Origin of the sequence: Salinicoccus sesuvii (assembly GCF_042648145.1) — a bacterium.
Lineage (GTDB): Bacteria > Bacillota > Bacilli > Staphylococcales > Salinicoccaceae > Salinicoccus > Salinicoccus sesuvii.
Map to the genome: position 1 here is coordinate 583,555 of NZ_JBHRWV010000007.1, position 26,690 is coordinate 610,244.

Below are 26,690 nucleotides of genomic sequence, written 5' to 3' on the forward strand. Positions count from 1 at the left end.
TGGGTCGATAAATGTCATTGACAAACAGAACAAACGTTCCTATACTATATTACCAGGAGTGATATTATGCACTATTCATACGATGAAGATCTCGAGTACAAAATCCTATATAACGTCAAACATCGGCTCTTCCCCTACCCCAATACAAGTATGGCTGAGTACGATATTCGCACGGTCGATTTTCATATGAAGCTGATGGAACAAAAAGGATTAATTTCGCTGACACCCTTCGACTACGACTTCTACTATAGTAATATCGAACTCACGCACGCGGGTGAAGCATTGCTCGAACAGAAAGTTTCATAACTTACTGAAATCCCCTACGTCTAGGTACCAATCAAGATGTAGGGGATTTTCTAAGTTTTAATATTAAATGCTTGCAGTATTTTGCGCGCCTGACCATCATCAAGCTGGGTGACTGGATCCTTAGATTCAAAGCTTTGGATATCTTTACCCGCTTCAAGTGAATCGACCAGCGCAACCCATTCGACTCGAATAACATATTCTTCCCGGCCAAAATGAGGATTAATACGCTGTATTTCTTTGAATGGGTATTGATCATAATCAATCAGTCGGCCTCCCTGATGCATTTCGAAGTCAGCAAAACAAACTGCCGATGATATCACACGCCCGACCCCAAGCCATCCATTTCCACTACTGTAGAGTGCGAAGAAATCCTTGGGATTCATCTTTAGAAAATTTTCTTTAAACCGTGTTGTCGTTACACTGACAATACCGAGACGCTTGTACACATCAAAGTCTCTAAAAGTCCGGTTGAACTTACCATTAACTGCATACATATATTCATACCCCCTGTTCTACCTTACCCGTGATACGCCCGTTTCACACTGTTTCACGAGGGGTAGAGATTCATAATAAATTAAGGGGAGGTTTATTTAATGCCAAAAAAAGATAAGACAGATAAGATGTTCGAAGAATCATCTGAGGATAAGTTGGGGCAACGCAACTCGAAAGACGACACCGTAGAAGACGTCCTCTCTGACATTAATAGCAAACGTGAGGATTTCTATAGTAGCGAGAAGTCCTCCGAGGAAAACCATCCTTCTGATAAAGACACCAACTAAAGGTTTAATAAGAAATGAATATGGGAATATGGGAGCATACACAAAATAATGATGAGGTGAAAATTATGAGTAATGACACAAGCAAAAAAGACAAGTTCATGGGTAAAGCGAAAAAAGTCGCAGGAGACCTAACGAACGATCAGAAGACTAAAGAAGAAGGTAAGCGGCAAGAAACAGAAGGCAAGGTCAAAGATGCTGCAAACGATGTGAAAGATAAAGCGAGCGACGCTTTCAGCGATAGAAAATAGTTAATGAATAAAGAAGCGGCAAGATTCNGTTCAAGTGCTTCAAGCTGATCCAGTGATTCATCTGCACTCATCAGATAGTTGCTGCTGTTTTGCACATGGATATCAAGCATTGTTTCACTCATCTTGTAGTCATCATCCTGATTCATCAATTTGAACTCAATCAGTGCGAGCGTTCGATTTGATATTGCTAGATATAGATCATCTTTCAGATGTTCCAATATCCTGCTATCCCGGTCGTCTAAGAATTCAGGGGTCTTAATGCCATCCAAATCTGCTTCAAGCTGACCGTAAGATTCATGAAGTCGCTCGAGCCTCTCAGCTGTCTTATCTTTGCCTAGCCTATTCCATAAAAACTGATTGTACATCGGCGTGAAGTCAGCTTTCCATATGCCTGTCACATCCTGCTTAATATGGTCGACTTGCTGAGCTAATTCTTCTATCTCTGCCATTTCCTGCTGTGTATACTCGACACTAGTACCATCGGCATTAACAGTTGTAGTGCTTAAGCTGTTCGAGTAGTCCCTTTTACCTTGTTGGTGAATTGCAGAACTCAGTTGAATGTTTTGATGTGTCATTGTTTTTATGTAGGGTCTATCAGATGCCAAACTCTCAAAGTCGGAATCTTGTTCTATTGTGGTGCTGCATGCAGTAAGCAATACAGCAGCAAATATTAGGAATATTGGTTTCACTTGGTTGTCTCCCTATACTGAAAGTTACTCATTCGTAATATATCGAATTTATTGTAACATAACTGTAATATACGGGGAAGGGGGAAAGCGTTTTACAGCGTCGCACCGTAAAAAAGCTACCTTGCTGGGCGCAAGGTAGCTGATTGCAATCTATTTTTCCTTGTTTAAAATCAGGTAATCCAATTCTTCTTTTGTAAGTGCGTTAATCTTCTTATATTGCGTTAGGAAGAAGATCGCTCCGAGTAGCACCCACGCGCCGAGCGCAATGTAAGATGGTGTGCTTAGTGCCGCTGGCGACCCTGGATACAGAAGCAACACTAGGAATGTAATGGAAATCAGTACACCCAGCACTCCGAAAACGACATAAATTAGATTGTAGTTTGCTTTTTGTTTAAAAAACTTTACTGCGACTAGACTCGTAATTAGAAAAGCAACGGATACACCTGTTGAAGACATGTCGACAATCCAACTGAGTGCGGTACGACCGAGCCAAGGTGCCAATAGACAGACAGCCATGATGAACAGTACTGAAACGTAAGGCGTCTTATGCTTACCGAGTTTCATAAAGACCGAAGGGATGAACTTCGCACGGCCTAGTGCGAAAAGTAGCCTCGAAGACGACATGTAGAACCCATTCAATCCTGTGAAGACACCAAATGAGATGGCAAGCGCGAGGATGGTCATTCCGAGTGCTCCCATCGACGACTGTACGACGGATCCTGTCACCCACAGTGCCCCATCAATCAATTGCTCGTCCGGATAGACCCATGAAGTGACCAAAATCATCAGCACATAAGTGATCATGGCGGCGATGATTCCCCAGACGATAAGTTTGAAAGTCTTGTCTGGACTGAATTTAAATTCTTCAGCCGCTTGTGGAATATTGTCGAAGCCCACATACATCCATGGTGCAACTGCGACGATTAGTATAATCGAGGTCCAGATGCCGTTTTCATTATTGAAAAGAGGCTCAGCATTAGATAATGTAAACTCCCCTGTAAAGAATGACCAGGCAAAAAGTATTGTTACCACGATAGCCATGAATAGACAGAACAGGAATTGCAAGTTACCTGATAGACCACTGCCCCGTATAGATATGAAGGCGAAAATGATTAGTACTAGCGAGGATAGAATCACTTCCATGATATAGACATCCCACCCCGCGATGGAATAGAGATAGCCGACTTCAAGAAAATCGGGTAGGACGAACTTGAAGAGCAGGCTAAATGCGCTTGCATTCAGCGCAACAACACATATGTAACCCAGCGCTAAGAACCATGAAGCGATGAAACTGACATATTTTCCATACCCAACATAACTGAAGGCAAACTCACCGCCAGACACAGGAAACTGTGTAGTTAACCCGCCATAAGCGACTGCGATAATCAGCATAAGTAAACCGCCAATAATGATGCCGAGCGTGGAACCGAGTGTGCCGGAAGAAAGCAACCAATCACCAGGAAGAATGAAAGCCCCCCACCCAATGCTCGAGCCATAAGCGATGGCCCATATGAACCGCTTAGACATGGTACTGTCAAGCTTCGTACGTTCTACGTTAGATATTTTATTTTCCATTAAGAATTGACGCTCCTCTTATTCTTTTCTAGATTAATAGCCTAACAGAACTGGCTTTAAACGTAAAATGTATTTTTCTACATAAATCAGCAATAGTTTCACTTACATCGCAGTAATCCCTATCCCATTCTTACTTTACACTTAATATGCCCGCACCTACAGGTGCGGGCATATCGTTCTATTGACTAAAGTTGAGTAGTTCAATACCAAATACAATCGGCATCAAGAAGTACACGAAGGAAACGACCAGGATGACACCTATGATGTTCAGGGTAAATCCGGTTTTTGCCATCTCTTGAATACTGATCTTACCCGTACCAAATACAATCGCATTCGGCGGTGTCCCTACCGGTAGCATGAACGCACAGTTGGCTGCCATGGCTGCCGGCACCATTAGTGTCAGAGGGTGTACCTCAAGGGCGATTGTCAGCCCCGCAAGGACAGGCAGAATCATTGTGGCCGTTGCTGTATTGGATGTAATTTCTGTCAGGAACAGGATTGCCAATGCGACAATCGTGATGATCAGCACAATATGAATACCTTCAACATTCGTCAACAAGTTACCAATCCATTGGTCGACGCCAGTTTCAACAATGGCTGCTGCGAGTGCAAGTCCCCCGCCAAAAAGAAGCAATACACCCCACGGAAGGTCACGTGCCACCGACCAGTCAAGGATACGCCCAGGCTTTCTGCGCGTCGGCAGAAGGAAAAGAAGCACAGCGGCAATCATCGCAATCGATCCGTCCGTCAACAATTCTGTCGCTTCAATCTCACTCCATATAAAGCCACGCGTCACCCACATCAAGGCTGCAAAAATAAATACAATAAGCACAAGTACTTCTTCCCTTGTAATACCACCAAGTTTCTCGAGTTCACCTGAGATGATTTTACGACCGCCCGGTAGCTCTTTCATTCCATGCTTGAAACTGAAGTAATTCATGTAAGCCCAAGCAATGGCGAGGAACAGTATGACAAGTGGCACACCAAACAGCATCCACTGTCCAAAGCTCATTTCAATATCGAAAAGTTCCTGCATCTGACCTGCCATGATGATTAGCGGTGGTGTACCGATCAGTGTGCCTAGACCACCAATCGTGCCTGCATACCCGATACCAAGTACCAGCGATTTTTCGAATTTCATCAAATCATTTTCAAGGCCCGACTGCGTCATCGAGTGCGCTTCTTTAATGATTGCCATACCGATTGGAATCATAATCATAACAGCTGCCGTGTTGCTGACGAACATGGACAGGAACCCTGTCGCAATCATGAAACCAAGCAGTATCGTCGCCGTTGTGGTTCCGATTGCGTTGATTATGGTCAGTGCAATACGTGTATGTAGATTCCAGCGTTCCATTGCCAAAGCAATCAAAAACCCGCCGAGAAATAGGAAGATGATATCATTTCCGTAAGCACTTGTCGTCGCACTGCTATCCATTACTCCGCCAAGCGGGAAAAGAAATAGTGGGAGCAATGAAGTCGCTGGAATCGGAATGGCTTCTGTTATCCACCAAGTAGCAATCCATAGTGTAGCCGCGACAACAAATACTCCCGATTGATCTAAACCTTCAGACTCAAGGAATAGTAGCGCAAGTACGAACAATAAAGGACCGAGAATTAAGCCAATGAGCTGTCTGCGGTTATACGGTGTTACGGGAGGTTCATCGTCCGTGCCTTTTTGTGCACTCTCTTTTACCGCTTCTGCACTGAAGAACTTAAGCATCGACTTCGTTCGTTTGGATTCCCGCCATAAATTTTGATAAGAGTCCTTAATTTTTGATTTACTCATATTTTCCCTCCTAAGGAAAACGCTTCCTATGTATTAGTTTAGAAGATACCATATTTGCTTTAAGTGCGCTATATATTCCTTCAGTTATCGAGTGTAAGGACATGCAACGTGCCGCAATCAAGTACGGCCGTATTTCCGGCAATGTTATTCATCCATACCGATATGGTGTAATACCGCAAGCAGAAATACTTTCCCGATATGGACCATCGACCGCTCATCCACATCGAATTTCGGATGGTGGTGCGGGTAGATTGCGTCAATTTCAGGATTGCGTCCACCGACAAAGAAAAAGCAGCCCGGAACGTGTTGAAGATAGTATGCAAAATCCTCAGATGTCATCATCGCCGGCTTATCCAACACCACAACATCCGCCATGTAGTCTTCGACAAGTGCCTTCAACTCGTATGTCTCTCTTTTTGTATTAACCAGCGGGTCACAGCTATCCGTAAACTCAACCTCTACTGTTGCACCGCTCTGTGCTGCCGTCACCCCACTGATCTGACGGACCCACTTCTCCATCTCCCTTTTTTGGGTAACTTCAAAAGTTCTCGTCGTACCCGATATAGTGGCCGTATCGGGGATGACGTTCATGGCCTCCCCGCTATGGAATTTACCAATCGTTAGAACATTCGACCCAATTGGATCCGTCTTACGGCTGACAATTTGCTGTAAATTGACGACCAGCTGACTCATAATCACGAGTGGATCTACTGTCATGTGCGGCAGAGCCCCGTGTCCACCCTTCCCTTGGACGGTGATTTCGAAGTTGTCGCCACCTGCCATTGTATTCCCCGGTCTGAATCCGATTGTCCCAAAATCATCGTCTGCCCACACGTGTGCCCCATATATATAATCGACACCTTCGAGACAGCCGTCGGCAATCATCAGCTGTGCGCCACCTGGTGGCAGCTCTTCGGCAAACTGGTGAATGAATACGACTGTACCTGAAAGTGACTCTCTTACACCAGACAGCACCGTTTCTACCGCCATCAATGCCGCAGTATGTATATCATGACCACAAGCATGACTGACTCCATTAATGGTCGATTTATAAGGCACATCTTTCTCATCATGGATGGGCAGTGCATCAAAGTCTGCTCGAAGCGCTACCGTTGGGCCCGGTCTGCTCCCCCTTAAAGTGCCGACCACACCATTGCCACCGACTCCTGTTTGATATTCGATATCAAGTGACTCTAGGTGCTGACGGACATACTCTGGTGTAAACTGCTCTTTGAAGGAAAGCTCAGGGTACATATGCAAGTGTCGACGCATCTTGATCATTTCGGGCCATAGGGTCTCAAGTTGTTCAAAAAGTGCCTTACGCAAAGTCATCATCCTCATTTATATTGTATGTATATTATTGCATAAAGATACCTTGAGTAAAAAGATATAACTTATAAGCGCTCATTTGAAGGAAAACAGGCATAAAAAAAGCCCTCGAATGTCAACTTTCCTAACATTCGAGGGTATCTCCTGTTACACAGCACAACGCGCAGTGTGGATGAGACCGCGGATGTTTCTGTGAGGGCGGAACGAATCTAAGTCTTGCACCGATTTAACCCATTCAAACTTTCCAATTACCTATTTCTTTCGAGTAATCTAAACCCTTAAATGACTCTAACCCGCCGCCTAACCACTTAAGGTCCCGACCAAGGTGCAGCGGGCTTTCTGTCCGTGTATCGATACGATGGGTATCGTATAGTAGCGCAACTTCAGTAAGATTTCCATTGGACACTGCATCCATTAAGGTCAGCAGCATTTATTATTAAAATGACGCTCCTTGCACCCTTCTCGCCTCCTTCGATCAATCTGGAGCGACATTTAATAATCATTAAATGATAGAACAATTTCAATTTGAATACCCGTGGTGTTGTAAATTTTTCTACTGCTGTATTCATTTGATAGTATTATATTATGCCAATACTGGTTACACAACAAAAATTTATAAAGTATTCTGAATGCTTGAAACTATTCCATTAATATACATAAATAAAATGCAATTAATATGAAATTATATCTTTTATTCTCTAAGTGACACTATCACTACGCTCACGCCTTTAATACTTCAGCTGTTTATTTGTATTCAATGGATAGCTAAAGACTTTAACTTTTTATATAGGTCTAATGCATTTATCAAAATCAACGCTCATTATTCATTCTATTCGTCAACGTGTTACACTGCACCGAACATTCAAGCATTTCGACATCATTATTCAAATATATGGTAATAATTATGTAACGATTTTGAATAAAAAATTTCATCACTAAAATACTTTTAAATACTTGCACCCTTTCAAATCTTATTTGGGTGCAGGCTGTATGACTCATCCCCTAGATAGAGGGCTGCGAGGCGCTCGAATGATTGCTTCTTCTCTTCCCAGTCATAAATGTTACACAGTATGAGCCAGTCCTCACACTGGTAACTGTCACTTAGATGATCGAGTGCCACTTTAACCGTTTCAGGCCCACCAATAATCATGCGTCTGCGATTATTTTTTACTTTCTTCACTTCGTCTTCGCTTAACAACCTCATTTTCTCTTCGGCTGCTTCTGGTGTCGGCACCTGGCTATCGAGGCCTTTCTCAACGTTCAAAAGCCATATATCTTGTGTATGTGCGAGCTGTTCTGCGTGAGCATCGTCTTCCCCGCAGACAACAAAGACGCATGCCTTGGCAGATGGGGTATCCATGAACCCCTGACTGAAAGTCTCCCTATATGTCTGGAGGGCAGCGACACCGCGATCAGGTTGAATAAAATGACCAAATACATATCCGATGCCGAGTAACCCTGCAAGCAATGCACTATTCTCACCGAGGCCAAGAGAGTAGAGTTCCGGTCTATTTGTTGTACGTGGGGCTGCATGTACTTTGGCACTGCCATCCAGATAGGCGATCAGCTGCCTCAATTTATCTGGATATTCCGCCATCTGGTTCGGTTTATCGTCAGCAAGTAAACTGCGCAGAAATTCAGCGCCGCCAGGGGATCGACCCAACCCGGCCTCGACCCGGCCTGGAAACAAAGATTCGAGCTGGGCAATCTGTGATGCGACCTTAAACGGGCTATATTGGGGCATTAGAATGCCGCCACTCCCCACTTTAATCGTTTGAGTCTGACTAGCCACAGCAGCCATCATTACTTCCGGTGCACTTGAAATCATGCCCCGTGTCGCATGGTGTTCTGCGAACCAGTATCGCCCATACCCAAGCGACTCTGCCAGCTGTGCCAGCTCAATCGTATGTGCCGCCGTTTGTTCTGCCGTCATGCCTTTCGGTTTTGGCATCTGATCCAATATCCCCAGTTTCATTGCCCTCTTTCCTTTCCTGTTCCTATTATTCTTAGAACCATACAGCATGGATAATCAGCGTTGCAGTGATGATCGTCAACAATGACAATGGCACTCCTACTTTAATGTAGTCGGTAAATTTATATCCACCAGGGCCATATACAATCAGGTTAGTTTGATAACCAATTGGTGTAATGAAGCTTGCCGAAGCGGCGATGGCAATTGTGACAATGAGCCCCATGTAGCCGATATCCATCTGCGTAGCCATCTCGATTGCGATTGGAAACATCAGAACGGCGGCACCAGTGTTGGTGATTAATTCTGTAAAAATGTTCGTCATGACATAAAGTATCGCGATGATTCCGATGGCACCAAGCGGCATAGCGATCGCCAGCATGTGCTCAGCCAAAAATTGTGCAAGTCCCGATTCTGTCATGGCGGCTCCGACACCAAATGCACTTGCAATCAAGAGAATGACATTGAACTGGATATAGCTCAGCATCTCGTCTGCATCAATGAATTTGAAAAGCAACAGTAGCACAACAGCAATCAGCATCGCCTCAAACATCGACAATATACCGAGAGTCACTGAAGCAATCATGGTCAACAACAATCCAAGCCCACCCCAGCCTTTGGCACTATTCTGATGCAATGCTTCCGGTGGTGCAAGCGATGTGACAACATAAAAGTCATTCTCATGCATATGTTGCTCCAGAAAGTCCTTGGCAGCAAGCAGCAGTACTGTGTCGCCGGGTTTGAAGATAATATCACCGACACGACTTTTTATTCTTTCGTTATTTCTGTGTACTGCTATGACGCCCGCATTATATCTCGTACGAAAGCGGGTTGATTTGACAGTTTTCGATACTAGCCCAGACTGGTGGGAGATGACCGCTTCAATGAGCTCAAATTCATCATTCATAAGGCTATCCAGGGTCTGGTCGGTGCCTGTAATGAGTGTAATCCCTTTTTGCTTCTGAACAGCAGCAATGGTGTTCAAAGTGCCTGAAAACAGAAGATGATCACCTTCTCTGATTACAGTAGTCGGTGTTACCGGAAATATGCGGGAGTCCCCTCTCAAAATCTCGATGATATATATCCCTTTTAAAGAAACATCAACAGCTTCAATAATTGGACGTTCCACATGCTCAAATGACTTCTCGATCACTGCCTCTGCCAGAAATTCCTTTACTTCTTCGCGAATCTGTTCTTTTGCTCCCAACGTATCAGGCAGCAGACGGTAGCCCAAAGTGAAGATGTACGCCATGCCCAGTAACGCAATAGGCACACCGACTATAGCCAGCTGAAAAAATCCAAAGCCTTCACGCCCTGACTGAATCAGCAAACCATGAACAACGAGATTTGTTGAAGTACCAATCAATGTCATCGTTCCGCCGAGTATAGTGACATAAGATAGAGGAATCAGAAATTTTGAAGGCGCGATACCGTTTTTCTGACACCATCTCTTGATGATTGGCGTCAGAGTGACCACAATCGGTGTATTGTTCAAAAATCCTGAGAAAAGGGCAACTGGTGCGAGCAGTTTCATCATTGAGCGTTTCGGCCCTTTATGTTGCTTCAGTAGACGATCGATATAATTTTCAATGATGCCATGCTTCTGTATTGCACCCGCCACAACGAATAAAAGCATTACGGTCAGCATGCCCTCATTTGAAAAACCGCTTAGGGCCTGGCCAGTGGAAATGACACCTGTCAACAGGAACACGATCAGGAAGAACGAGACAATCAAATCGGCACGCGCCATTTCAAAAAGTAACGCAAGCAACATTAATACTATCATCATCGCGACAAAAATCATTTCCCCCGTCATGAACCATCCCCCTTAAGTTTTCCAATTATTTAAAATATATCATAGCACAGCTGACACCTTCTTAAGTAATGTAAATGCTATTCTTTGAAATATATTTTCTATATATTCAAACTATTCTATATTGTAAAAGTTCACCGTAAAATGATTAAGGAATTAGGAAATCGGTTATATATTACTATCAGCGTATGAAAAGATACTACACAGACACTTATTCGTACGAATGGAGGAAGAAAGATGGAAAAGTATTCAAGTGAGCAGATCGATAAGCTGCTTGAACAAAAAAAGGAAAATCATCAACTCAAAAGCCGTGAAAACTGCACACACAATGACATTGTGAAATGTTTTTTGAATGGTAAAGCATACAGCTACGTATGTATGGACTGCGGCTACTCTAGCAAGAGCCGCTCATCCTTTTTTTCTTTCCCACAATCCGACCAACAGATGGGATGACGAAACAATCCTGGTGTAAGCCTAAATAATGGAGCTTACACCCCGGATTACATATAATAGTAAGTATCATCCTAAAACTAAAAGGAGCATTTGTATGAGTATTTATGATATAAGCGTCAAAAAAGCGAATGGTGAGATTTATTCACTCGATAAGTACAAAGGCAAACCTATGTTAATTGCCAATACCGCAAGTAAGTGTGGCCTCCGCGGGCAATATGACGAACTGGAAACTCTTCATAAAGAATACGGGGACCAGGATCTGATTGTACTGGGATTCCCATCCAACCAGTTCAACAACCAAGAACCAGGCTCTGACGAAGATGCAGAGGAAGCGTGTCGTATCAACCATGGAGTTACATTCGACATCCATGAAATCATTGATGTCAATGGTGAGGATGCTCATCCCCTTTTCAAGCATCTCAGAAGCGAGTCCAAAGGACTTATGGGAGACAAGATCAAATGGAACTTCACCAAGTTTCTGATCGACCGTGATGGTAACGTGGTTACACGCACGGCACCGACAACCTCCCCTCTGAAAATGAAGAAGGATATTGAAAAACTACTTTAGTCATAAAGGTGAGCACAGAATCTAGACGACCTGTGCCCACCTTTTTCTTGACTGCATTGAGAAAGGACGGCAAGATGTCTCAAGGTGAACGTAATCTTCAATCAAAATATGGTACAAGCAGGCGTGCTGAAGCATTCTACAACAACCAGATGCTCGATTATCTGAATACTGATATGGCACAGTTTATTTCCGAACAAGAGATGGTTTTTGTCGCCACTTCAGACAGCAACGGAAATTGCGACAATACATTCCGTGCCGGTGATGCTGGATTTGTCAGAGTCCTTGATGAACGGACATTGATGTATCCTGAATATCGTGGAAATGGTGTCATGGCCAGTTTAGGAAATATCAGTGAGAATCCACATATCGGACTGATGTTCATTGATTTCTTTGACCACCATATTGGACTTCACGTCAACGGCACTGCTGAAATACTGGAAAACGACGCACTGTCCACACTCGGTATCGACGACACTACCATTTCAAAACTCCACCAAGAAGAGAATGGGCGCGCTGAACGCTGGGTGATCATTAGAGTCGACGAAGCCTATATCCATTGCTCAAAGCATATCCCACATCTAGTAAAGAAGTCCGAAGTGATTGACTGGGGTACTGATGATGAAAAGAAAAAGGGTGGAGACTTCTTTAACGTCAGGCAAAGAAAATAGGTGATGGGCATGACAGATAGTCTTCTAATTTGTATTTATGTATCAGGAAAGCAATTTAAAAACAAACGATTTATCCATTGAAGAAATTTAAAAAGCGTATCCACTAAAGCCAGTTGGATACGCTTTTTTCTTATTCGATCGTTTTATGTCCCGCAATACGTCATGTGTACTCTTTTCTCATCTTCCGGCGGTTCCTTGAACATGCGCTCATGACCATCATCGAATGGGCTGCTGAGCACTTCAATCAACTTGGACGCCTTGGTGAAATCGCCATTTTCTACAGCGGCATCCAATGCCTCCTCGACTAGGTGATTGCGTGGAATGACAGCGGGATTAACACTGCGCATTTTTTTATAAGCCGCTTCTATGGAAATACTTTGCGACTCTAGGCGCTCTTGCCATGCATCATACCAATCTTTGAATGTGTCGGTTGCATATAGTGGCATATCCTCCAAAGCATCGAGTGACAGCATCCTGAACGTTTTCGTATAGTCGGCCTTATACTCATGCAACAGATCAAGTAGTTCTTCCACTAGACGATCGTCTGCTTCCTGTTCGCCAACTAGACCAATCTTGTCCCTCATGCCAGACCGCCAATACTCGTTATACTGTTTGCCGAATGCCCCAAGTGAAGCTTGGGCAATTTTCATTGCTTCCTCCTGATCCTCATGAATCAACGGCAGCATCGTCTCAGCCAGTCGTGCGAGGTTCCACTGTGCAATACCCGGCTGGTTACTATAGCGGTAGCGTTTATTCACATCGATGGAACTGAATGCTGTTTCAGGATCATAGACATCCATGAATGCGCAAGGACCGTAATCGATTGTTTCACCGCTGATGGTCATGTTGTCGGTATTCATCACCCCATGGATGAATCCGACAAGCTGCCACTTGCTGATAAGCTCTGCCTGACGGTCAATTACTGCATCAAAAAATTTCCGGTATTTTTCTGGCCCTTCACTTTCAGGATAATGGCGTTTAATGGCATAGTCCGCCAAAGTCCTGATATGCGACTTGTCTTCAAGACGCGCTCCATATTCGAACGTTCCGACACGCAGGTGGCTTTCTGCTACGCGCGTGAGTACTGCACCTGGCAGCATGCGATCACGACTGACAGCTTCACCAGTCGTTACAAGTGCAAGCGCGCGGGTGGACGGGATACCTAATGCATGCATTGCTTCGCTAATAATATACTCCCGCAGCATTGGGCCAAGGGGCGATCGGCCGTCGCCCATTCTTGAGAAAGCTGTCCGTCCAGCCCCTTTCAGTTGAATGTCCATTCGTTTGCCATCCGGTGTAATCTGTTCGCCGAGCAGAATCGCACGCCCATCACCAAGCATAGTGAAGCTACCGAACTGATGACCTGCGTAAGCTTGTGCAATCGGCAATCCACCATCAGGCACTTTATTCCCTGAAAATACTTCATTCGATTCCAATTGAAGGTTTCTCGGTTCCAAGCCAAGTGATTCGGCTAATTTCCAGTTGAAAAGTACCATCTCTGGAAACTCTGCCACCTCGGGCGTTGTCTTTCTGTAGAACACGTCCGGCAGCCCGGTATAGCTGTGTTCCAATTGCCATCCACTTTGTTCCATATGATCCCTTCCCTTTGAAAATACATGTTTTGTACCTTTACTTTACCAAATTAAAACGTCAATTCCCAATCAGATGGATGGCAGTACGCATGTACGAATACCTTACATAGGTTTGACAGAGCAACTAATATTGATTATTCTGAATAATATCTTAATTTAGAAATGGGGATCTTATTTTGCAAGCACAACTCTTTGAACGTCTTGAAGCACTCTATACGGACATGGTTGAATTTCGCAGAGACTTACATATGTACCCGGAACTTTCCCATCATGAGGTAGATACACCAAAGAAAGTCGCCAGTTTTCTTAAAGACCTCGGACTTGATGTTAAGACAGAAGTCGGTTCAAGAGGTGTCGTTGGTACACTTAGGGGGGGCAAGCCAGGGAAAACAATCGCCTTGCGTGCAGATTTTGATGCCTTGCCCATCCAAGACGCGAAGGATGTCCCTTACAAGTCGCGAATTGATGGGGTGATGCATGCTTGTGGTCATGATATTCATACATCCAGCCTGCTTCATGTCGCTAAAGTGCTGAGCGAAAATAAGTCAGATTTACCAGGCACAGTTGTATTCATCCATCAGTTTGCAGAAGAAGTGATTCCCGGTGGTGCAAAATTCATGATCGAGGATGGTTGCATGGATGGTGTTGATGCAGTATTCGGTGCGCATGTCAGCTCCAATGCAGCTTTAGGCACTGTCGGCTACCGGGAAGGGCCGGTCATGGCGAACGGGGACACTTTTGAGATCACTATCCAAGGAAAAGGCGGACATGCCGCGTCCCCCCATCTGACAATAGACCCACTCGCAATCGGCGGTCAACTGATGAGTTCACTCCAGCAGATTGTCAGCCGGCAAACCGACCCTCTGAAATCAGCTGTGGTCACTGTCGCTTCTTTCAATGGCGGTGATAGTTTCAATGTCATTCCGGATTCTGTAACCTTAAAAGGCACTGTACGTACATTCGAACCTGAAGTACGTGACCATGTCGAGGCACGAATCGAATCCATTGCCAAATCGACATGCGAGGGCTTTGGTGCTACAGCAACTGTAGAATACGTCAGAGGTTATCCAGCGGTCGTCAATGATCCAGCAGAAACTGCTCGGTACCGCCGTGTGGCGGAATCACTTTTCGGTGAATCTGAAGTCAACGAAATCCCTCCGATGATGGGCATGGAAGACTTTGCCTACTACTTGAAGGAAGCGCCAGGATCATTCGCTTGGGTCGGTGGAGCTATGCCCGATGAAGCCGACATATACCCACACCACCATCCTAAATTCGATGTTCGAGAAGCATCCATGCTTAATATCGGTAAGTTATTCATCGCTACAGTGCTCGATTATATGAATGATACGGCTTCCTGACCGGGAGCACATAGGAGGATTCACTTATGGGAGATATTCTGGAAATTGCAAACAGTACAGTATTCTGGGTGTTCGCATTCATCATTGTCGCTATTGTCGCCTTACAAGCACTCATATTCTTATGGATCGCAAAACGTTCAGCTGGGGAAGCCGGGATGAGTCCTGTTGAAGTTAAAACTGCCATCCGTTCTGGGTTCATCAGTTCAATCGGCCCGTCTTTCGGCATTGCAATCGTACTCATCTCCCTGATTGCCTTGATTGGTTCCCCGATCACTCTGATGCGTATCGGTATTATCGGTTCTGCAGCAACAGAATCCAGCGCAGCGTCGATCGGTGCCTCTGCGTTCGGAGTGGAACTAGGCGCAGACGGATTCCCAATCGAAGCTTTGGCTGCTGTCATGTGGACCATGTTTCTTGGCGGCACTGGATGGCTCATTTTTACAATGGTCTTCACTAAATCAATGGGTAAAACCCAGCAGAAGATCCAAAAGCACAACCCTAAAATTATGGCAGGTGTCGCGCTTGCAGCCATGCTCGGGGCTTTCGCCTATCTAGCCAGCCAGCAGATGATCAACAGCCTCAACCATACCATCGCCGGCGTAGTTTCTGTAGCCGCCATGATCATTATGATGAAGTACGCTGACCAAAGAAATCTCAGTTGGCTTAAAGAATGGGCGCTCGGCTTTGCACTGCTTATCGGCATGACCACCGGCTATTTGACGACATTCATTCTCTAAACAGAAGAAACGAGGGACATATCTATGAGCAATGCAGCTGAACAGTCACATGTCACCATTAACAATCAGACATTTGGAGTGAAACGCACCGAATCTTCCTCAATGGAATTATTCTACAAACGCTCCCACTTTTGGGGCAGACTGACACTTTTCATCATTATCCTCATGTCACTAATACCGCCACTCTATATCTCTTTCGTCATGGATGCGCATCCTGGCTGGGGGGTCATAGGAGCGGGTATCGTAGGCTATGCTTCATTCATTGGCATCATGTGGGTTCTTGAGCCGATCACCTACTATCCGACGCTTGGTGTTGCCGGTACATATCTGGCGTTTCTGACAGGCAACATTGCCAACATGTGCCTGCCTTGTTCTTCAGCAGCACAAAAGGCAGTAGGTGCAGAGCCGGGTTCAGAGAAAGCCGAAGTGGCCGGCGTCTTCGGTATCGCTGTTGCTTCATTGAGCAACATCATCATCTTGGTCATCATGATTCTTGGAGGCACCTATTTCATTTCCATGATGCCACCGTTTGTTGAAGGCGCGTTCGGCTTTGTCCTGCCGTCCATTTTCGGTGCGGTGCTTGGACAGTTTGCCTACCGTACACCGAAGTACGGCGTCGTTGCACTTGTTATCGGTATGGCTGTACTTTTCGCCCCAATCTTCAGCCTCATTAAAATTCCAATCTGTGTCGCACTGACGATTGCAGTAGTTCTTTTTATGGAAAAACAGAAAGGAAATTTGGATGGATAGAACAATCAACGCATCGCGACTGTCGGAACGTATTCATATGCTCAGTGAAATTGGCAAGATTGAAGAGACGGGCGTCAATCGTCTGGCACTGTCCGACACTTACAAAACTGGCATGGATCTCGTCCGCAAATGGATGGACGAGGCCGGACTCACCACACGCTACGACAACTTCGGCAACCTTATTGGCCGCATTGAAGGAAAGAAGAAAGATGCCCGTCGGGTTATGATCGGTTCACATATCGATTCCCAGCCCTACGGTGGCCGTTTCGATGGTACCATTGGTGTACTCGGTGGACTCGAAGCTGTTCAGACGATGATTGAAAATGGTATTGAACCCGATATTCCTATTGAAGTCATCTCATTCTGTGATGAAGAGGGACACCGCTTTGGAGTTGGCCTTTTTGGCTCACGTGGCATCACAGGGCAACTAGACCCTGGTGAACTAGAACGCACAGATAAAGACGGCATCACAAGACGGCAGGCACTGATCGACTTTGGTGCCGATCCGGATCAGCTGGGTGCATCGGTGTACGATCCGTCAGCTATTTCCGCCTATGTGGAAATGCACATCGAGCAGGGACCGAACCTTGAAGCAATAGATCAGCCAGTCGGCATCGTCCGTGGCATTGCGGGACCAAGGTGGATGACAGTTGAACTTGCGGGCGAATCTGGACATGCTGGCACGGTTCCAATGGAAAAACGTCGTGATCCCCTCGTCGGTGCATCATACATTATTGCTGCTTTCAATAATATTGTTCAATCCGAGGCTGGTGCCTCTTCTGTCGGCACTGTCGGTAGCTTGGATGTTTTCCCAGGCGGCCGTTCCATCATTCCTGAGCGCGTGACGTTTACCATTGACTTGAGAGACACCGATCTGAAACGACGTGAAACTTATGAAGCTGCATTAAAGCAAAGTATTGAAAAAGTCGCACTCGAGCATGACCTCACATATACCTTACACGACGACGGCGGCACTGTTCCGAAAATCTCAAGTGACAACATCGTCCGCATCATGGAAAGTGAAAGTGAATCCATTGGACTAACCCCTCCTGTACTGATGAGCGGAGCTTTCCACGATGCCAGCAACATGGCAGATATTTGTGATATGGGAATGATTTTTGTGCGTTCTAAAGCTGGGATTAGTCATAATCCAGCCGAATACTCTTCTGATGAAGACATTGCGATCGGTACGGAACTTCTTTACCATACCATGCTTAGGTTAGCCAAAAAGTAAACTCAATATTTCATCACTCCACCAGAATCTGTAACAGACACAGATTCTGGTGGAATTTTTATTTCAGGTGATCTGGTCTCCACTCTTTCCCGGAAAACCTAGCCAAATAATCAGTCTTAGGCAGTATTTTACCTTCTAGCTGTCGAATCGCGAATCAATCATTTCTCATTTTATCGGATTAAATACATAATGGAATAAACACCATTTTCACTATCTGAAAGGAAGAATTCCATGGAAAAATATCGCATCCAGAAAGACAACGGCTTGGAGTTTGGCCTCTACACACTGGGAGACCATCTTGCGAACCCGCATACTGGCCAAAGAATATCCGCGCAGCAGCGTCTTAATGAGATTATAGAGCTTTCAAAACTAGCAGAAGAGGCTGGCCTCGATTTCTTTAGCGTCGGTGAAAGTCATCAGGAGTACTTCGCTACACAGGCGCACACAGTCGTACTCTCAGCCATCGCCCAGGCGACTGAAAGGATAAAAATTTCAAGTTCATCGACCATCATAAGTACACTCGATCCAGTGCGCGTATATGAGGATTTCGCTACCATTGACTTAATTTCTAACGGTCGCGCAGAAATCATTGCTGGACGCGCATCTCGAGTTGGTCTTTTCGACTTGCTCGGGTACAGTCTCAACAATTACGAAGCATTATATGAAGAGAAATTTGATCTGCTTCTCAAAATAAATGAAAACGCGGTCGTCAATTGGGAAGGTGAGTTCCGTCCTGCGCTTAAAAATGCCAAAGTACTCCCGCGTCCGCTTGATGGCAGCCTCCCAATCTGGCGTGCTGTCGGAGGCCATTCTGCAAGTGCTATCAAGGCCGGTGCCGCTGGTGTGCCTATGCAGATTGCGATGTTGGCCGGACCGACTCAAAGTTTCAAGGAGTCTATTGATATGTACCGGGAGGCTGCAAGAAATTACGGCCATGATCCAGAACAGCTGCCAGTTGCTACCGCTGGATTCTTCCACGTCGCAGAAACAACCCAGCAGGCTCAAAAGGAAATCTACCCGCACATTAATGAAGGTATGAAACTGACCAATGGTGCTGGTTTCCCTAAGCGAGGTTTTGCGATGGGTGCAGACAGGCGTAATGTGCTTAACGTCGGCAGTCCTCAGGAAGTCATTGAAAAACTGTTATATCAGCATGAAGAGTTTAAACACCAGCGCTACATCGCACAGATGGATTTTGGTGGCGTACCATTTGATCAACTGATGCGTAATATAGAATGGATTGGTAATGAAATACTACCGGCCATCAAGAAATTCACAAAAAAGGAGACAGACTAATGAAGATTGTAGGACTCTCAGGCTCAAATATTGGGTCTAAAACACGCACAACTATGAAATATGTATCGGAAAAGCTAACCGGACAGTACCCGCACGTCGACTGGAACTTTATCGACCTTTCGGACTACACGCTCGAATTCAGCGATGGACGCAACTATCTCGACTATGAAGGAGATACAGGATATATCGCTAAAACCATTATGGAGGCAGATGCCATCATTATCGGCACACCCATCTTCCAGGCTTCCATTCCGGCGACCTTGAAGAATGTTTTCGATCTCTTACCGATAAATGCACTCTCAGGAAAGATTGTCAGTTTCTTCGTCACTGCCGGTACTTCAAAACACTTTCTTATACCTGAAACACAGCTAAAGCCTATTTTAAGCTATATGAAGGCACAGACGGTCAGCACTTACGTATTTATCGAAGAAAAAGATTTTTTAAACAAAGAAATCATCAATAACGATGTGCTGTTCCGACTCGATGCATTGGTTGAAGATACTGTAATGCTGACGGATACCTATCAGCGGATTCAGAGCGAAAAAGAATCGATGTACGATTTTTAGTATCGAAAAATAAAAGGACCCTGTATACCAATTCCTATTGGTATACAGGGTCTAAAAATTATTTTAGTGTGCAATCATTTCTTCTGCTACTGCTTCACCGGAAAGCTCGGATGGATAATACGTCGGCCAATGATCCATTTCCTCAAGGAGGGTTTCGTTGTCATCACCCATATAGATGTGGAAATGATAACTATCCATAGGGAAAATACCATGATCACTAAACTGAACGACACGCGGTAATGCTTCGTCTGCCTCGTCCGCATTCTCGAGTGTGAAGATGTACCTTACGCCCCTATTTCCAGCTTCGTACTCGAGGACTTCATAGCCCTCGCTGACATAAGTACCCGTGTGGTATTCACCATTTTGATAAAACGTCATTTCTGAGTCTGTAATTTCAATACGTTCTACATCTGTTTCATATCCTGTTGTATAGTATTCCTTATACTCTTCAGCTGTCATGTCACCTTCTTCAGCCTTATGCTCGAACACTTCGTCCAAAGTGCCATCTTCAAGGTAAGGGTAGACAGACTGCCAGTCGCCTGACCAATCGGAAAGTTCACGATCTTCTACTTGATCATCTTCGAAATGGCCGTTATAGATATCTTCGTCGATGTGCGCATGACCGTGATCGCCATGATCGTGGTCGTGAGAGTGGTCATGATCGTGTGAATGAGAATCTGCATTCTCCTCAAGCTGCTCCGCTTCTGCCTCATTGTAGTCATTCAACGCCTGATCGAGCACTTCAGCATTTTGCTCCATCAATGACTGATAGGTCGCATCTTCATTATCTTCATCGATGATTACTGCAAGATTATGGAATTGCAGCGGTTCAATTTCTGCTTCATTCTGAATCATGTCAGTCACTTTTGAGGAAATGTTCTGTTCGAGCAAAATATATTTTGCCCCATCAGATTCGATCCCCTCGAGAATATTAATTAGTTCCTGCTGGGAAGGTTCTTCGTTATTGATGCCTGAAACACCGATTTGATTGAAACCATAATGGTCGGAAAGATACCCGATGGATTCATGAGAAATATAGACATTTTCAACCGCCGTATCAGTCGTAACGTCTTGTAGTGACTGATCGATATCTGCAAGGTCCTCTTTTAATATATCAGCATTGTTTTGGAAGTCTTCAGCATTTTCCGGGTACATTTCACTCAGTTTGGCCTCTATGGTATCCACCATATTACTCGCTATCATCGGATCAAGCCATACATGCGGGTCCATACTGCCGTGATCATGACCGTGATCATGATCGTCGCCTTCACCATGATTGTGATCGTGTGCGAATTCCAACAGTTCATCTGTGTTCTGAACGGCTTCAAGTGTTTCAGTTTCGTTATTGATTGTATTAAGAATACTCTGGGAGACACTGTCAAGCTCCCCGTTGGTGGTAATGAACAAATCACTTTCAGCATATCTAATCATGTTTTGCTGGGTCGGTTCGAATGTATGTATATCCGTACCATTTGGATAGATGGACTCGACTTGTGCAAAGTCGCCGGTGATTTGCTCCGTAAGACTCTTTAGAGCAAAGACTGTCGTATAGATGGTCGCTTCCCCTTCAGCCGAACCCCCTTCCGTTTCAGAGTCTGCTGATTCAGTTTCTGCGCCGCAAGCGGTCAGGAAAAGCAACAGCATCGCAAATAACCCAAAATAAAACTTTTTCATACTTAGTTTCCTCCTTGATGCATTTTTATTCGTAATCGTTACGCTTTAAAATTATAGTCGGAATGATTACGTTTTGCAATAGGGAAATCGAAGTTTCTATAAATTTATTGAAATGATAGAATTTATCTAAAAAAATACACCGGATCAAATTGATCCGGTGTTGCATTCAAATCGGGAAGATAGCCACTACTGAGTCGTGTAGCCACCATCGACGAGCAATGTTGTTCCTGTAGTGAACTCATTTTCAGCGAGGAAGATAACTGCGTGTGCAATTTCTTCTGGTTGCCCTAGTCTACCGATGGGATGTTTTTCTACAAGGTTGTCGTAATACTCACCGAGCGCTTCTTTATTGACCATACCTGATTCAACATAACCCGGTCCTACGGCGTTGACACGGATATTGTCTTTAGCATACTGTAGTGCCACTGATTTTGTCATTAGATTGACCGCACCTTTTGAAGCATTGTAGGCAAATGCCGTCGGTTCACCGACACTGCCGAGAATAGACGCCGTATTGATGATTGCACCGCCGCCAACCTTTTGCATTTCTGGAATCGCATGTTTGGAACCGAAGAACACACTGTCTTGATTCACTTTGATAACTTTATGGTAATCTTCGTAGGACAGTTTATGCGTTTCACCCTGTATACCAATCCCAGCATTGTTGAACATGATATCCAACCGGCCAAACTTTTCAACTGCTAAAGCCACCACATTCTTAACTTGCTCTTCATCTGATACATCTACTTTTTCAAATACTACCTCTCCGTACTCAGAAAGATCTTTCTCTGCCCTATTGCCAGACTCTTCATTATAATCGGCGATAACGACCTTGGCTCCTTTTTCGAGAAACGCCTTTGCTGTCGCCAAACCGATACCTGAACCGCCACCTGTGACAATCGCTACTTTTCCTTTGAGATCCAAAACAATTCCTCCTCTACTAAATGTTGTTTCACTTTACCTATACCTCAGTCGAACAAAGCAAAACAATCAAAGTATGTCTAAATTAAGACCAATCTCTTAGAAGATTTGCATCGATAAATAGATAACAAGCGTCACCGTAATACTGCTCAGCAGAGTAGAGTAAAGAACGACTTGGGCATGGAGTTCTGGTTCGACGTCATATTCGAGTGCGAGAGTCGCAGTATTACGGGATGTCGGAAACGCACTGGCAATGAACAGCGACTGTGCAATGACACCTTCGATCCCTAGCAACAGAATCAACACTAAAGCAATTCCAGGCCCAACCACTAAACGTCCGAGTGCACTCCAGGCAATGACTCTGTGAAAAGAACGGATTTCAATTTGAGCCAACTGCATGCCAAGCAACAAGAGTGCAATTGCTGCAAATCCACCAGCCAGCTGTTCGATTGGTATCATTATAAATCTGGGGACATCAGCGTGTAAAAATTTTAATGCGAAAGCTCCGATCATCGCATGTATGACAGGCAGTCTCAAAAGCTCACGCATCATCTCAATCAATGACTTCGAGCTTGAGCGTAGATTATAGAGTCCATAGGTAAAAGTCAGCAAGTTCTGTACTACGAGTACAAGGATTTGGACCGATACACCCACCGGATTGGCACTGAAAACAAGTTGACTGACTGGAAGTCCGTAGTTGCCAGAGTTCATCAATGAAATACTATTTTTAAGCGCTGCTTCTTCCCCGCCACCAAGACCTAGTGAACGTGATAGCAGTTCACCAAAAATAGTAACAATCACAATAAATAGCACCAAGTATAATGTAAGCTGTCCAAGCAGACCAATATCAATTTCTGCCTCATATAGATTTAAGAATACAGCAGCAGGTAAGAAACAGTATGTCACTAGATTGGCAATCGGTCTAAGCCTGAATTCGAACTTTTTCTGAAGCAACGCGCCAATACCGAGCAAAATAAGTAGAGGCACAATGACCTCAAGAAATATTAAAGGAATGTAACTCATATTGTTTTCCTTTCAACATACAATCTATGCTTTTTCGTCCATCGCATCTTCAATTGTTTCCATGATGTCATATGCACCCTCAGACTGATTGGCGCATACAACAAGTTTCATCTTTGATTCAGGATAGTACGCGGAGTGGAAACTGATCCCCGGATCATATCCCATCACGTGATACTTTTCAATCGTCCCCGAGTTTTTATCGATCCAGACGCCATAACCGTAAAAACTGACATCGTCTTCTTGCGCATGCGGTTCCAGCAGAAGGGATGTGTACTCTTGATTGAGAATACTTCCCGACATCAGTGCGTCCCACAGGCGATCCATATCCTCGACAGTAGTAAATGCGCCGCCATCAGCGCCGCCCTTTACTGGAAGGGAATAGATATTGCTTTTCCACGTGTCATCTTCAAGTTCGATATATCCCGTCGCCACGTGTTCGGGTAGTCGGTCAAACGAAAAATAGCCTGAACTATTCATACCAGCACGATTGAATATAAATTGCTCAATGTAGTCTTCAAAAACCATCCCACTGACGGATTCTACAACGAGACCAAGGAGGATATAACCGGCGTTATTGTAATGAAACCTCTCTCCAGGGGAAAACTTCATCTTCCGATCACCGAATAGTGGAATAAAGTCCTCCAGACGCCTTAAATTGTACATAGGAATATCTTGCCATAGTGCTTCAAAATCATCCATTTCATCTTCATCGAAGTAGTCAGGCACACCAGAAGTGTGTGTTAAAAGGTGATGAAGCGTAATAGAAGCATCAAAGTGTGGGAAATTGAAATCCAAGTAGTTTTGAACCTTACCATTCAAATCAAGTGTGCCGCTCTCTGCAAGCTGGCATATCGCAATCGCAGTAAAGAGTTTACAACTAGAAGCGATACCAAAGCGTGTCTGTACAGTATTGCTTATTTTGTTACTGCGCTCTGCGTACCCATATGCCTCGTGAAACTCAATATTCTCTCCTTTCACAAGAACAGCCCCTGAGAAATCAATCTTTTTTTGTATTGTTTCAACTTGTTGACGCATATTAAGACCTCTTTTCAATTTATTTAAACTGATCTAATCTTTGACGACAAGACCAAGCATCGATGCGAATTGAATGAGCTGGGTACTCGATACAATGCAACCTTCTAAGTCTTCTTTTTTAACATCGAAAGTCTCGAATTCTGAGGAACTGATATCTACTCCTTTAAGTGATGTATCGATGAATCGTGATTCATTAAGCTCACAGTCATCAAATACAACCTTCTTCATCTTACAGTCGAAAAAGTCCGTACTCCTCATTCTGCACTTTTCAAAAACTAGATTTTCAAACTTATATTCTGACAGTACAGCTAGATTCAATACAGATTCCTTAAAAAGAAGGTTTTTAATCGAATCACCATCAAAATGACTGCCAACAAGCTTGCAGTTGATGAACTCGGTTCTATGTATGGATGCTTTGGAGAAGTGGACATTCGATAAATCACAGTTTATAAAACGAGCATCTACTAAATCAGCATCTGTGAATGTGCTACCTGAGAAGTTACATCCTTTGACAACAGAACTATGAATTTTTAGACGATCTAAAGTCTCACCGGTAAATTCAGAATCAACCACTTCTCGACCGTCTATCATTCGATCTTCATCCAGAAAAATATAGTTGAACTTTGTTTCTTCCAAGTTGCTTGATAATTTAGGCTCCGTTCGCTTCATGGAATCATCTCCCTTATACAAACATTATACCTCAATATTCTTTTGGCGGTTTAAAGTAAAAATACCTGGACTTTTACAGTCCAGGTATTTCAATAAGATATTAGATTTTTCTTCTTCTGAAGAACGCGAGTGCACCACCGATAGCAACAAGTATTGTTGCTAAAATGCCCACAGGCGCTGCTGCAACTCCTGTATCCGGAAGCATCTTACCACTTGTCTGATTGATCACATTGGGACCTGTTGTCTGTCCATCAGTTAAAGCAGTGTTCTCAGACCCGCCCATTTGTCCATCGGCAGGAACTTTAACTTCAAAACCTTCACTGATGTTTCCAGAGGTATCTTCAGCCTTCAGAACAAGTATGTCGCCAGGACTTACTACGTCACTTGGCACCATGAATGTGAATGTGCCACTTCTATCTGTCGTGATAGTATAAAGCGCCTCACCATCTGGTCCGAATAGTGTGATACTTCCAGGTTCATTGACTTCACCTTCAATGGTGTATCCAGTTGCAGAGCTCCCTTCAATCGTCACGCCACCGATAGTTGGTGGTGTCACATCGTCAATTTCCCCGTTGCCACTTCCGTCAGAATTGCCTCCAGTATCATCGTCTATCTCTGTGTCCGCATCAGCATCAGCGTCAGTGTCTGCATCGGCATCCGCATCGGCGTCAGTATCGGCGTCCGCATCAGCATCAGCGTCGGCGTCCGCGTCTGCATCAGCATCAGCGTCAGTGTCTGCATCAGTGTCTGCATCGGCATCCGCATCGGCATCGGCGTCGGCATCCGCATCAGTATCGGCATCCGCATCAGCGTCGGCGTCGGCATCTGCATCCGCATCAGTATCGGCGTCCGCATCAGCATCAGCGTCAGTGTCTGCATCGGCATCCGCATCCGCATCGGCGTCCGCATCATCCAGCGGTAGTACCGTGATTGCAGAAATCTCACTTACTTTACCATCAAGGATTTGTAGAAGTGTGATTTCTGTACCAACCGGAAGTGTTTCTTCTAAGTCAATTGTAAAGTCTCCGTCATTCCCTCTTTGAACAACAGTACTGAATAGAGTGAATGGCGCATTTACTGTGGTAGAACCGACTTCCTCACCATCTACAAATGCTATTACTTGAGAACCTATGATACCTTCACCCGTTATTAGTGTTTCATCTTCATAAATATCGGATGCAGTCGGAGCTTCTAGCACAGTGATTGGAATAGTTACTATTTCAGCCTCACTTACATTACCTGACCTGTCAATAGAGACAACCGAAATATTTTCATCTTCGGCCACAATGTATCGACTGAAGTACTGGATAAACTGACCATCCGCATCAGCAACCGTTCTAGCCACTTCTTGACCAGCTTCGTTAGTGAATACTAATGTATTTCCAGAGTCTGTAGTTCCAGATATATTATAGCCAGCGACGAAGTCTCCTGTCACTTCTACATCTTGTAGTTCAGGCATGGTAACATCGGCATCGGCGTCTGCGTCTGCATCAGTATCCGCGTCAGCATCAGCATCCGCATCGGCGTCCGCATCAGCATCAGCGTCAGCATCAGCATCCGCATCGGCATCCGCATCGGCGTCCGCATCCGCATCGGCGTCCGCATCAGTATCCGCGTCAGCATCAGCATCCGCATCGGCGTCGGCA

At 44.7% G+C, this 26,690-nt stretch carries 26 protein-coding genes; 12 read left to right on the forward strand and 14 right to left on the reverse strand.

Translation table 11 applies throughout. The annotated features are described in order from the left end of the window. Nucleotides 1-66: 66 nt before the first annotated feature. Complete coding sequence (locus ACFOJ8_RS08680) at nucleotides 67-306, forward strand: hypothetical protein (protein WP_380655323.1); 240 nt, start codon at nucleotides 67-69, stop codon at nucleotides 304-306. A gap of 50 nt (nucleotides 307-356) precedes the next feature. On the opposite strand, the gene ACFOJ8_RS08685 is transcribed toward ACFOJ8_RS08680, so the two are convergent. After that, the gene (locus ACFOJ8_RS08685) at nucleotides 357-800 is read right to left on the reverse strand and encodes a hypothetical protein (protein WP_380655325.1); all 444 of its coding nucleotides are present in this window, start codon (nucleotides 798-800) and stop codon (nucleotides 357-359) included. Nucleotides 801-899: 99 nt separating this feature from the next. On the opposite strand from ACFOJ8_RS08685, the gene ACFOJ8_RS08690 reads away from it, so the two are divergent. Together ACFOJ8_RS08690 and ACFOJ8_RS08695 are read left to right on the forward strand one after the other, a co-directional pair. Further along, complete coding sequence (locus ACFOJ8_RS08690; RefSeq protein ID WP_380655328.1) at nucleotides 900-1,085, forward strand: hypothetical protein; 186 nt, start codon at nucleotides 900-902, stop codon at nucleotides 1,083-1,085. A 98-nt stretch (nucleotides 1,086-1,183) separates the two neighbouring features. Further along, nucleotides 1,184-1,333 (forward strand): CsbD family protein, encoded by a 150-nt coding sequence (locus ACFOJ8_RS08695; RefSeq protein ID WP_449329071.1) that lies wholly within the window; start codon nucleotides 1,184-1,186, stop codon nucleotides 1,331-1,333. 839 nt (nucleotides 1,334-2,172) lie between these two features. Here the strand turns inward: ACFOJ8_RS08695 and ACFOJ8_RS08700 are convergent. The 6 genes from ACFOJ8_RS08700 to ACFOJ8_RS08725 form a co-directional block, all read right to left on the reverse strand. Next, on the reverse strand, nucleotides 2,173-3,597 hold the full coding sequence (locus tag ACFOJ8_RS08700) for an APC family permease (protein ID WP_380655337.1): 1,425 nt from the start codon (nucleotides 3,595-3,597) through the stop codon (nucleotides 2,173-2,175). Between the two features lie 178 nt (nucleotides 3,598-3,775). After that, complete coding sequence (locus ACFOJ8_RS08705) at nucleotides 3,776-5,386, reverse strand: SLC13 family permease (protein WP_380655340.1); 1,611 nt, start codon at nucleotides 5,384-5,386, stop codon at nucleotides 3,776-3,778. Between the two features lie 144 nt (nucleotides 5,387-5,530). Further along, complete coding sequence (locus ACFOJ8_RS08710) at nucleotides 5,531-6,718, reverse strand: M20 metallopeptidase family protein (RefSeq protein WP_380655345.1); 1,188 nt, start codon at nucleotides 6,716-6,718, stop codon at nucleotides 5,531-5,533. 232 nt (nucleotides 6,719-6,950) lie between these two features. Continuing rightward, the gene (locus tag ACFOJ8_RS08715; RefSeq protein WP_380655349.1) at nucleotides 6,951-7,145 is read right to left on the reverse strand and encodes a hypothetical protein; all 195 of its coding nucleotides are present in this window, start codon (nucleotides 7,143-7,145) and stop codon (nucleotides 6,951-6,953) included. Nucleotides 7,146-7,679: 534 nt separating this feature from the next. Continuing rightward, entirely contained in the window at nucleotides 7,680-8,690 is a 1,011-nt protein-coding gene (locus ACFOJ8_RS08720) for an LLM class flavin-dependent oxidoreductase (protein WP_380655354.1), read from the reverse strand. Between the two features lie 31 nt (nucleotides 8,691-8,721). After that, complete coding sequence (locus ACFOJ8_RS08725) at nucleotides 8,722-10,500, reverse strand: SLC13 family permease (RefSeq protein WP_380655357.1); 1,779 nt, start codon at nucleotides 10,498-10,500, stop codon at nucleotides 8,722-8,724. 234 nt (nucleotides 10,501-10,734) lie between these two features. Here ACFOJ8_RS08725 and ACFOJ8_RS08730 point away from each other — a divergent pair, with 234 nt between their 5' ends. From ACFOJ8_RS08730 to ACFOJ8_RS08740, 3 genes are all read left to right on the forward strand, one after another. Continuing rightward, on the forward strand, nucleotides 10,735-10,950 hold the full coding sequence (locus ACFOJ8_RS08730; protein WP_380655360.1) for a hypothetical protein: 216 nt from the start codon (nucleotides 10,735-10,737) through the stop codon (nucleotides 10,948-10,950). Nucleotides 10,951-11,044: 94 nt separating this feature from the next. Then, nucleotides 11,045-11,518 carry a glutathione peroxidase gene (locus tag ACFOJ8_RS08735; protein WP_380655363.1) on the forward strand — a complete coding sequence of 158 codons (474 nt, stop codon included), beginning with the start codon at nucleotides 11,045-11,047 and terminating at the stop codon, nucleotides 11,516-11,518. A 47-nt stretch (nucleotides 11,519-11,565) separates the two neighbouring features. Beyond that, nucleotides 11,566-12,186 carry a pyridoxamine 5'-phosphate oxidase family protein gene (locus ACFOJ8_RS08740; RefSeq protein ID WP_380659913.1) on the forward strand — a complete coding sequence of 207 codons (621 nt, stop codon included), beginning with the start codon at nucleotides 11,566-11,568 and terminating at the stop codon, nucleotides 12,184-12,186. A 143-nt stretch (nucleotides 12,187-12,329) separates the two neighbouring features. Here ACFOJ8_RS08740 and ACFOJ8_RS08745 read toward each other — a convergent pair whose 3' ends face one another. Then, a complete protein-coding gene (locus ACFOJ8_RS08745; protein ID WP_380655368.1) occupies nucleotides 12,330-13,778 on the reverse strand; it encodes a protein adenylyltransferase SelO in 1,449 nt (482 codons plus the stop codon). 176 nt (nucleotides 13,779-13,954) lie between these two features. Here ACFOJ8_RS08745 and ACFOJ8_RS08750 point away from each other — a divergent pair, with 176 nt between their 5' ends. The 6 genes from ACFOJ8_RS08750 (at nucleotide 13,955) to ACFOJ8_RS08775 (ending at nucleotide 19,722) form a co-directional block, all read left to right on the forward strand. Beyond that, the gene (locus tag ACFOJ8_RS08750) at nucleotides 13,955-15,139 is read left to right on the forward strand and encodes a M20 metallopeptidase family protein (RefSeq protein ID WP_380655370.1); all 1,185 of its coding nucleotides are present in this window, start codon (nucleotides 13,955-13,957) and stop codon (nucleotides 15,137-15,139) included. A 26-nt stretch (nucleotides 15,140-15,165) separates the two neighbouring features. After that, nucleotides 15,166-15,876: a DUF5058 family protein gene (locus tag ACFOJ8_RS08755; protein WP_380655372.1), complete on the forward strand. Its 711-nt coding sequence runs from the start codon at nucleotides 15,166-15,168 to the stop codon at nucleotides 15,874-15,876. Nucleotides 15,877-15,900: 24 nt separating this feature from the next. Next, on the forward strand, nucleotides 15,901-16,626 hold the full coding sequence (locus ACFOJ8_RS08760; RefSeq protein ID WP_380655375.1) for a small-conductance mechanosensitive channel: 726 nt from the start codon (nucleotides 15,901-15,903) through the stop codon (nucleotides 16,624-16,626). Further along, nucleotides 16,619-17,860, forward strand: coding sequence for a M20 family metallo-hydrolase (locus ACFOJ8_RS08765; RefSeq protein WP_380655377.1), 1,242 nt, complete (start codon nucleotides 16,619-16,621; stop codon nucleotides 17,858-17,860). Before ACFOJ8_RS08760 ends, ACFOJ8_RS08765 begins: the two co-directional genes overlap by 8 nt. 231 nt (nucleotides 17,861-18,091) lie before the next feature. Next, nucleotides 18,092-19,156 carry an LLM class flavin-dependent oxidoreductase gene (locus ACFOJ8_RS08770; protein ID WP_380655379.1) on the forward strand — a complete coding sequence of 355 codons (1,065 nt, stop codon included), beginning with the start codon at nucleotides 18,092-18,094 and terminating at the stop codon, nucleotides 19,154-19,156. After that, complete coding sequence (locus tag ACFOJ8_RS08775) at nucleotides 19,156-19,722, forward strand: NADPH-dependent FMN reductase (RefSeq protein ID WP_380655382.1); 567 nt, start codon at nucleotides 19,156-19,158, stop codon at nucleotides 19,720-19,722. The genes ACFOJ8_RS08770 and ACFOJ8_RS08775 overlap by 1 nt, the downstream gene beginning before the upstream one ends. Nucleotides 19,723-19,785: 63 nt before the next feature. Here the strand turns inward: ACFOJ8_RS08775 and ACFOJ8_RS08780 are convergent, their stop codons facing one another. The 6 genes from ACFOJ8_RS08780 to ACFOJ8_RS08805 all read right to left on the reverse strand — a co-directional run. Beyond that, a complete protein-coding gene (locus ACFOJ8_RS08780) occupies nucleotides 19,786-21,396 on the reverse strand; it encodes a metal ABC transporter solute-binding protein, Zn/Mn family (protein WP_380655384.1) in 1,611 nt (536 codons plus the stop codon). 186 nt (nucleotides 21,397-21,582) lie between these two features. After that, nucleotides 21,583-22,320, reverse strand: a complete 738-nt coding sequence (locus tag ACFOJ8_RS08785; protein WP_380655387.1) for an SDR family NAD(P)-dependent oxidoreductase — start codon at nucleotides 22,318-22,320, stop codon at nucleotides 21,583-21,585. Between the two features lie 96 nt (nucleotides 22,321-22,416). Continuing rightward, complete coding sequence (locus tag ACFOJ8_RS08790) at nucleotides 22,417-23,340, reverse strand: AEC family transporter (RefSeq protein WP_380655390.1); 924 nt, start codon at nucleotides 23,338-23,340, stop codon at nucleotides 22,417-22,419. A gap of 24 nt (nucleotides 23,341-23,364) precedes the next feature. After that, nucleotides 23,365-24,375 (reverse strand): serine hydrolase domain-containing protein, encoded by a 1,011-nt coding sequence (locus tag ACFOJ8_RS08795; protein WP_380655393.1) that lies wholly within the window; start codon nucleotides 24,373-24,375, stop codon nucleotides 23,365-23,367. A gap of 33 nt (nucleotides 24,376-24,408) precedes the next feature. Then, nucleotides 24,409-25,044, reverse strand: coding sequence for a pentapeptide repeat-containing protein (locus tag ACFOJ8_RS08800; protein ID WP_380655396.1), 636 nt, complete (start codon nucleotides 25,042-25,044; stop codon nucleotides 24,409-24,411). A 100-nt stretch (nucleotides 25,045-25,144) separates the two neighbouring features. Beyond that, the coding region (locus ACFOJ8_RS08805) for an Ig-like domain-containing protein (protein WP_380659914.1) at nucleotides 25,145-26,690 on the reverse strand (1,546 nt) is incomplete at its 5' end.

Bases quoted from the DNA above. Each gene is read 5' to 3' on its own strand.
- ACFOJ8_RS08725 (WP_380655357.1), bottom strand. From the start codon at position 10,500: ATGACGGGGGAAATGATTTTTGTCGCGATGATGATAGTATTAATGTTG.
- ACFOJ8_RS08760 (WP_380655375.1), top strand. From the start codon at position 15,901: ATGAGCAATGCAGCTGAACAGTCACATGTCACCATTAACAATCAGACA.
- ACFOJ8_RS08755 (WP_380655372.1), top strand. From the start codon at position 15,166: ATGGGAGATATTCTGGAAATTGCAAACAGTACAGTATTCTGGGTGTTC.
- ACFOJ8_RS08765 (WP_380655377.1), top strand. From the start codon at position 16,619: ATGGATAGAACAATCAACGCATCGCGACTGTCGGAACGTATTCATATG.
- ACFOJ8_RS08775 (WP_380655382.1), top strand. From the start codon at position 19,156: ATGAAGATTGTAGGACTCTCAGGCTCAAATATTGGGTCTAAAACACGC.
- ACFOJ8_RS08690 (WP_380655328.1), top strand. From the start codon at position 900: ATGCCAAAAAAAGATAAGACAGATAAGATGTTCGAAGAATCATCTGAG.
- ACFOJ8_RS08735 (WP_380655363.1), top strand. From the start codon at position 11,045: ATGAGTATTTATGATATAAGCGTCAAAAAAGCGAATGGTGAGATTTAT.
- ACFOJ8_RS08685 (WP_380655325.1), bottom strand. From the start codon at position 800: ATGTATGCAGTTAATGGTAAGTTCAACCGGACTTTTAGAGACTTTGAT.
- ACFOJ8_RS08800 (WP_380655396.1), bottom strand. From the start codon at position 25,044: ATGAAGCGAACGGAGCCTAAATTATCAAGCAACTTGGAAGAAACAAAG.
- ACFOJ8_RS08700 (WP_380655337.1), bottom strand. From the start codon at position 3,597: ATGGAAAATAAAATATCTAACGTAGAACGTACGAAGCTTGACAGTACC.
- ACFOJ8_RS08720 (WP_380655354.1), bottom strand. From the start codon at position 8,690: ATGAAACTGGGGATATTGGATCAGATGCCAAAACCGAAAGGCATGACG.
- ACFOJ8_RS08715 (WP_380655349.1), bottom strand. From the start codon at position 7,145: ATGCTGCTGACCTTAATGGATGCAGTGTCCAATGGAAATCTTACTGAA.
- ACFOJ8_RS08730 (WP_380655360.1), top strand. From the start codon at position 10,735: ATGGAAAAGTATTCAAGTGAGCAGATCGATAAGCTGCTTGAACAAAAA.
- ACFOJ8_RS08790 (WP_380655390.1), bottom strand. From the start codon at position 23,340: ATGAGTTACATTCCTTTAATATTTCTTGAGGTCATTGTGCCTCTACTT.
- ACFOJ8_RS08710 (WP_380655345.1), bottom strand. From the start codon at position 6,718: ATGACTTTGCGTAAGGCACTTTTTGAACAACTTGAGACCCTATGGCCC.
- ACFOJ8_RS08695 (WP_449329071.1), top strand. From the start codon at position 1,184: ATGGGTAAAGCGAAAAAAGTCGCAGGAGACCTAACGAACGATCAGAAG.
- ACFOJ8_RS08745 (WP_380655368.1), bottom strand. From the start codon at position 13,778: ATGGAACAAAGTGGATGGCAATTGGAACACAGCTATACCGGGCTGCCG.
- ACFOJ8_RS08705 (WP_380655340.1), bottom strand. From the start codon at position 5,386: ATGAGTAAATCAAAAATTAAGGACTCTTATCAAAATTTATGGCGGGAA.
- ACFOJ8_RS08780 (WP_380655384.1), bottom strand. From the start codon at position 21,396: ATGAAAAAGTTTTATTTTGGGTTATTTGCGATGCTGTTGCTTTTCCTG.
- ACFOJ8_RS08680 (WP_380655323.1), top strand. From the start codon at position 67: ATGCACTATTCATACGATGAAGATCTCGAGTACAAAATCCTATATAAC.
- ACFOJ8_RS08795 (WP_380655393.1), bottom strand. From the start codon at position 24,375: ATGCGTCAACAAGTTGAAACAATACAAAAAAAGATTGATTTCTCAGGG.
- ACFOJ8_RS08770 (WP_380655379.1), top strand. From the start codon at position 18,092: ATGGAAAAATATCGCATCCAGAAAGACAACGGCTTGGAGTTTGGCCTC.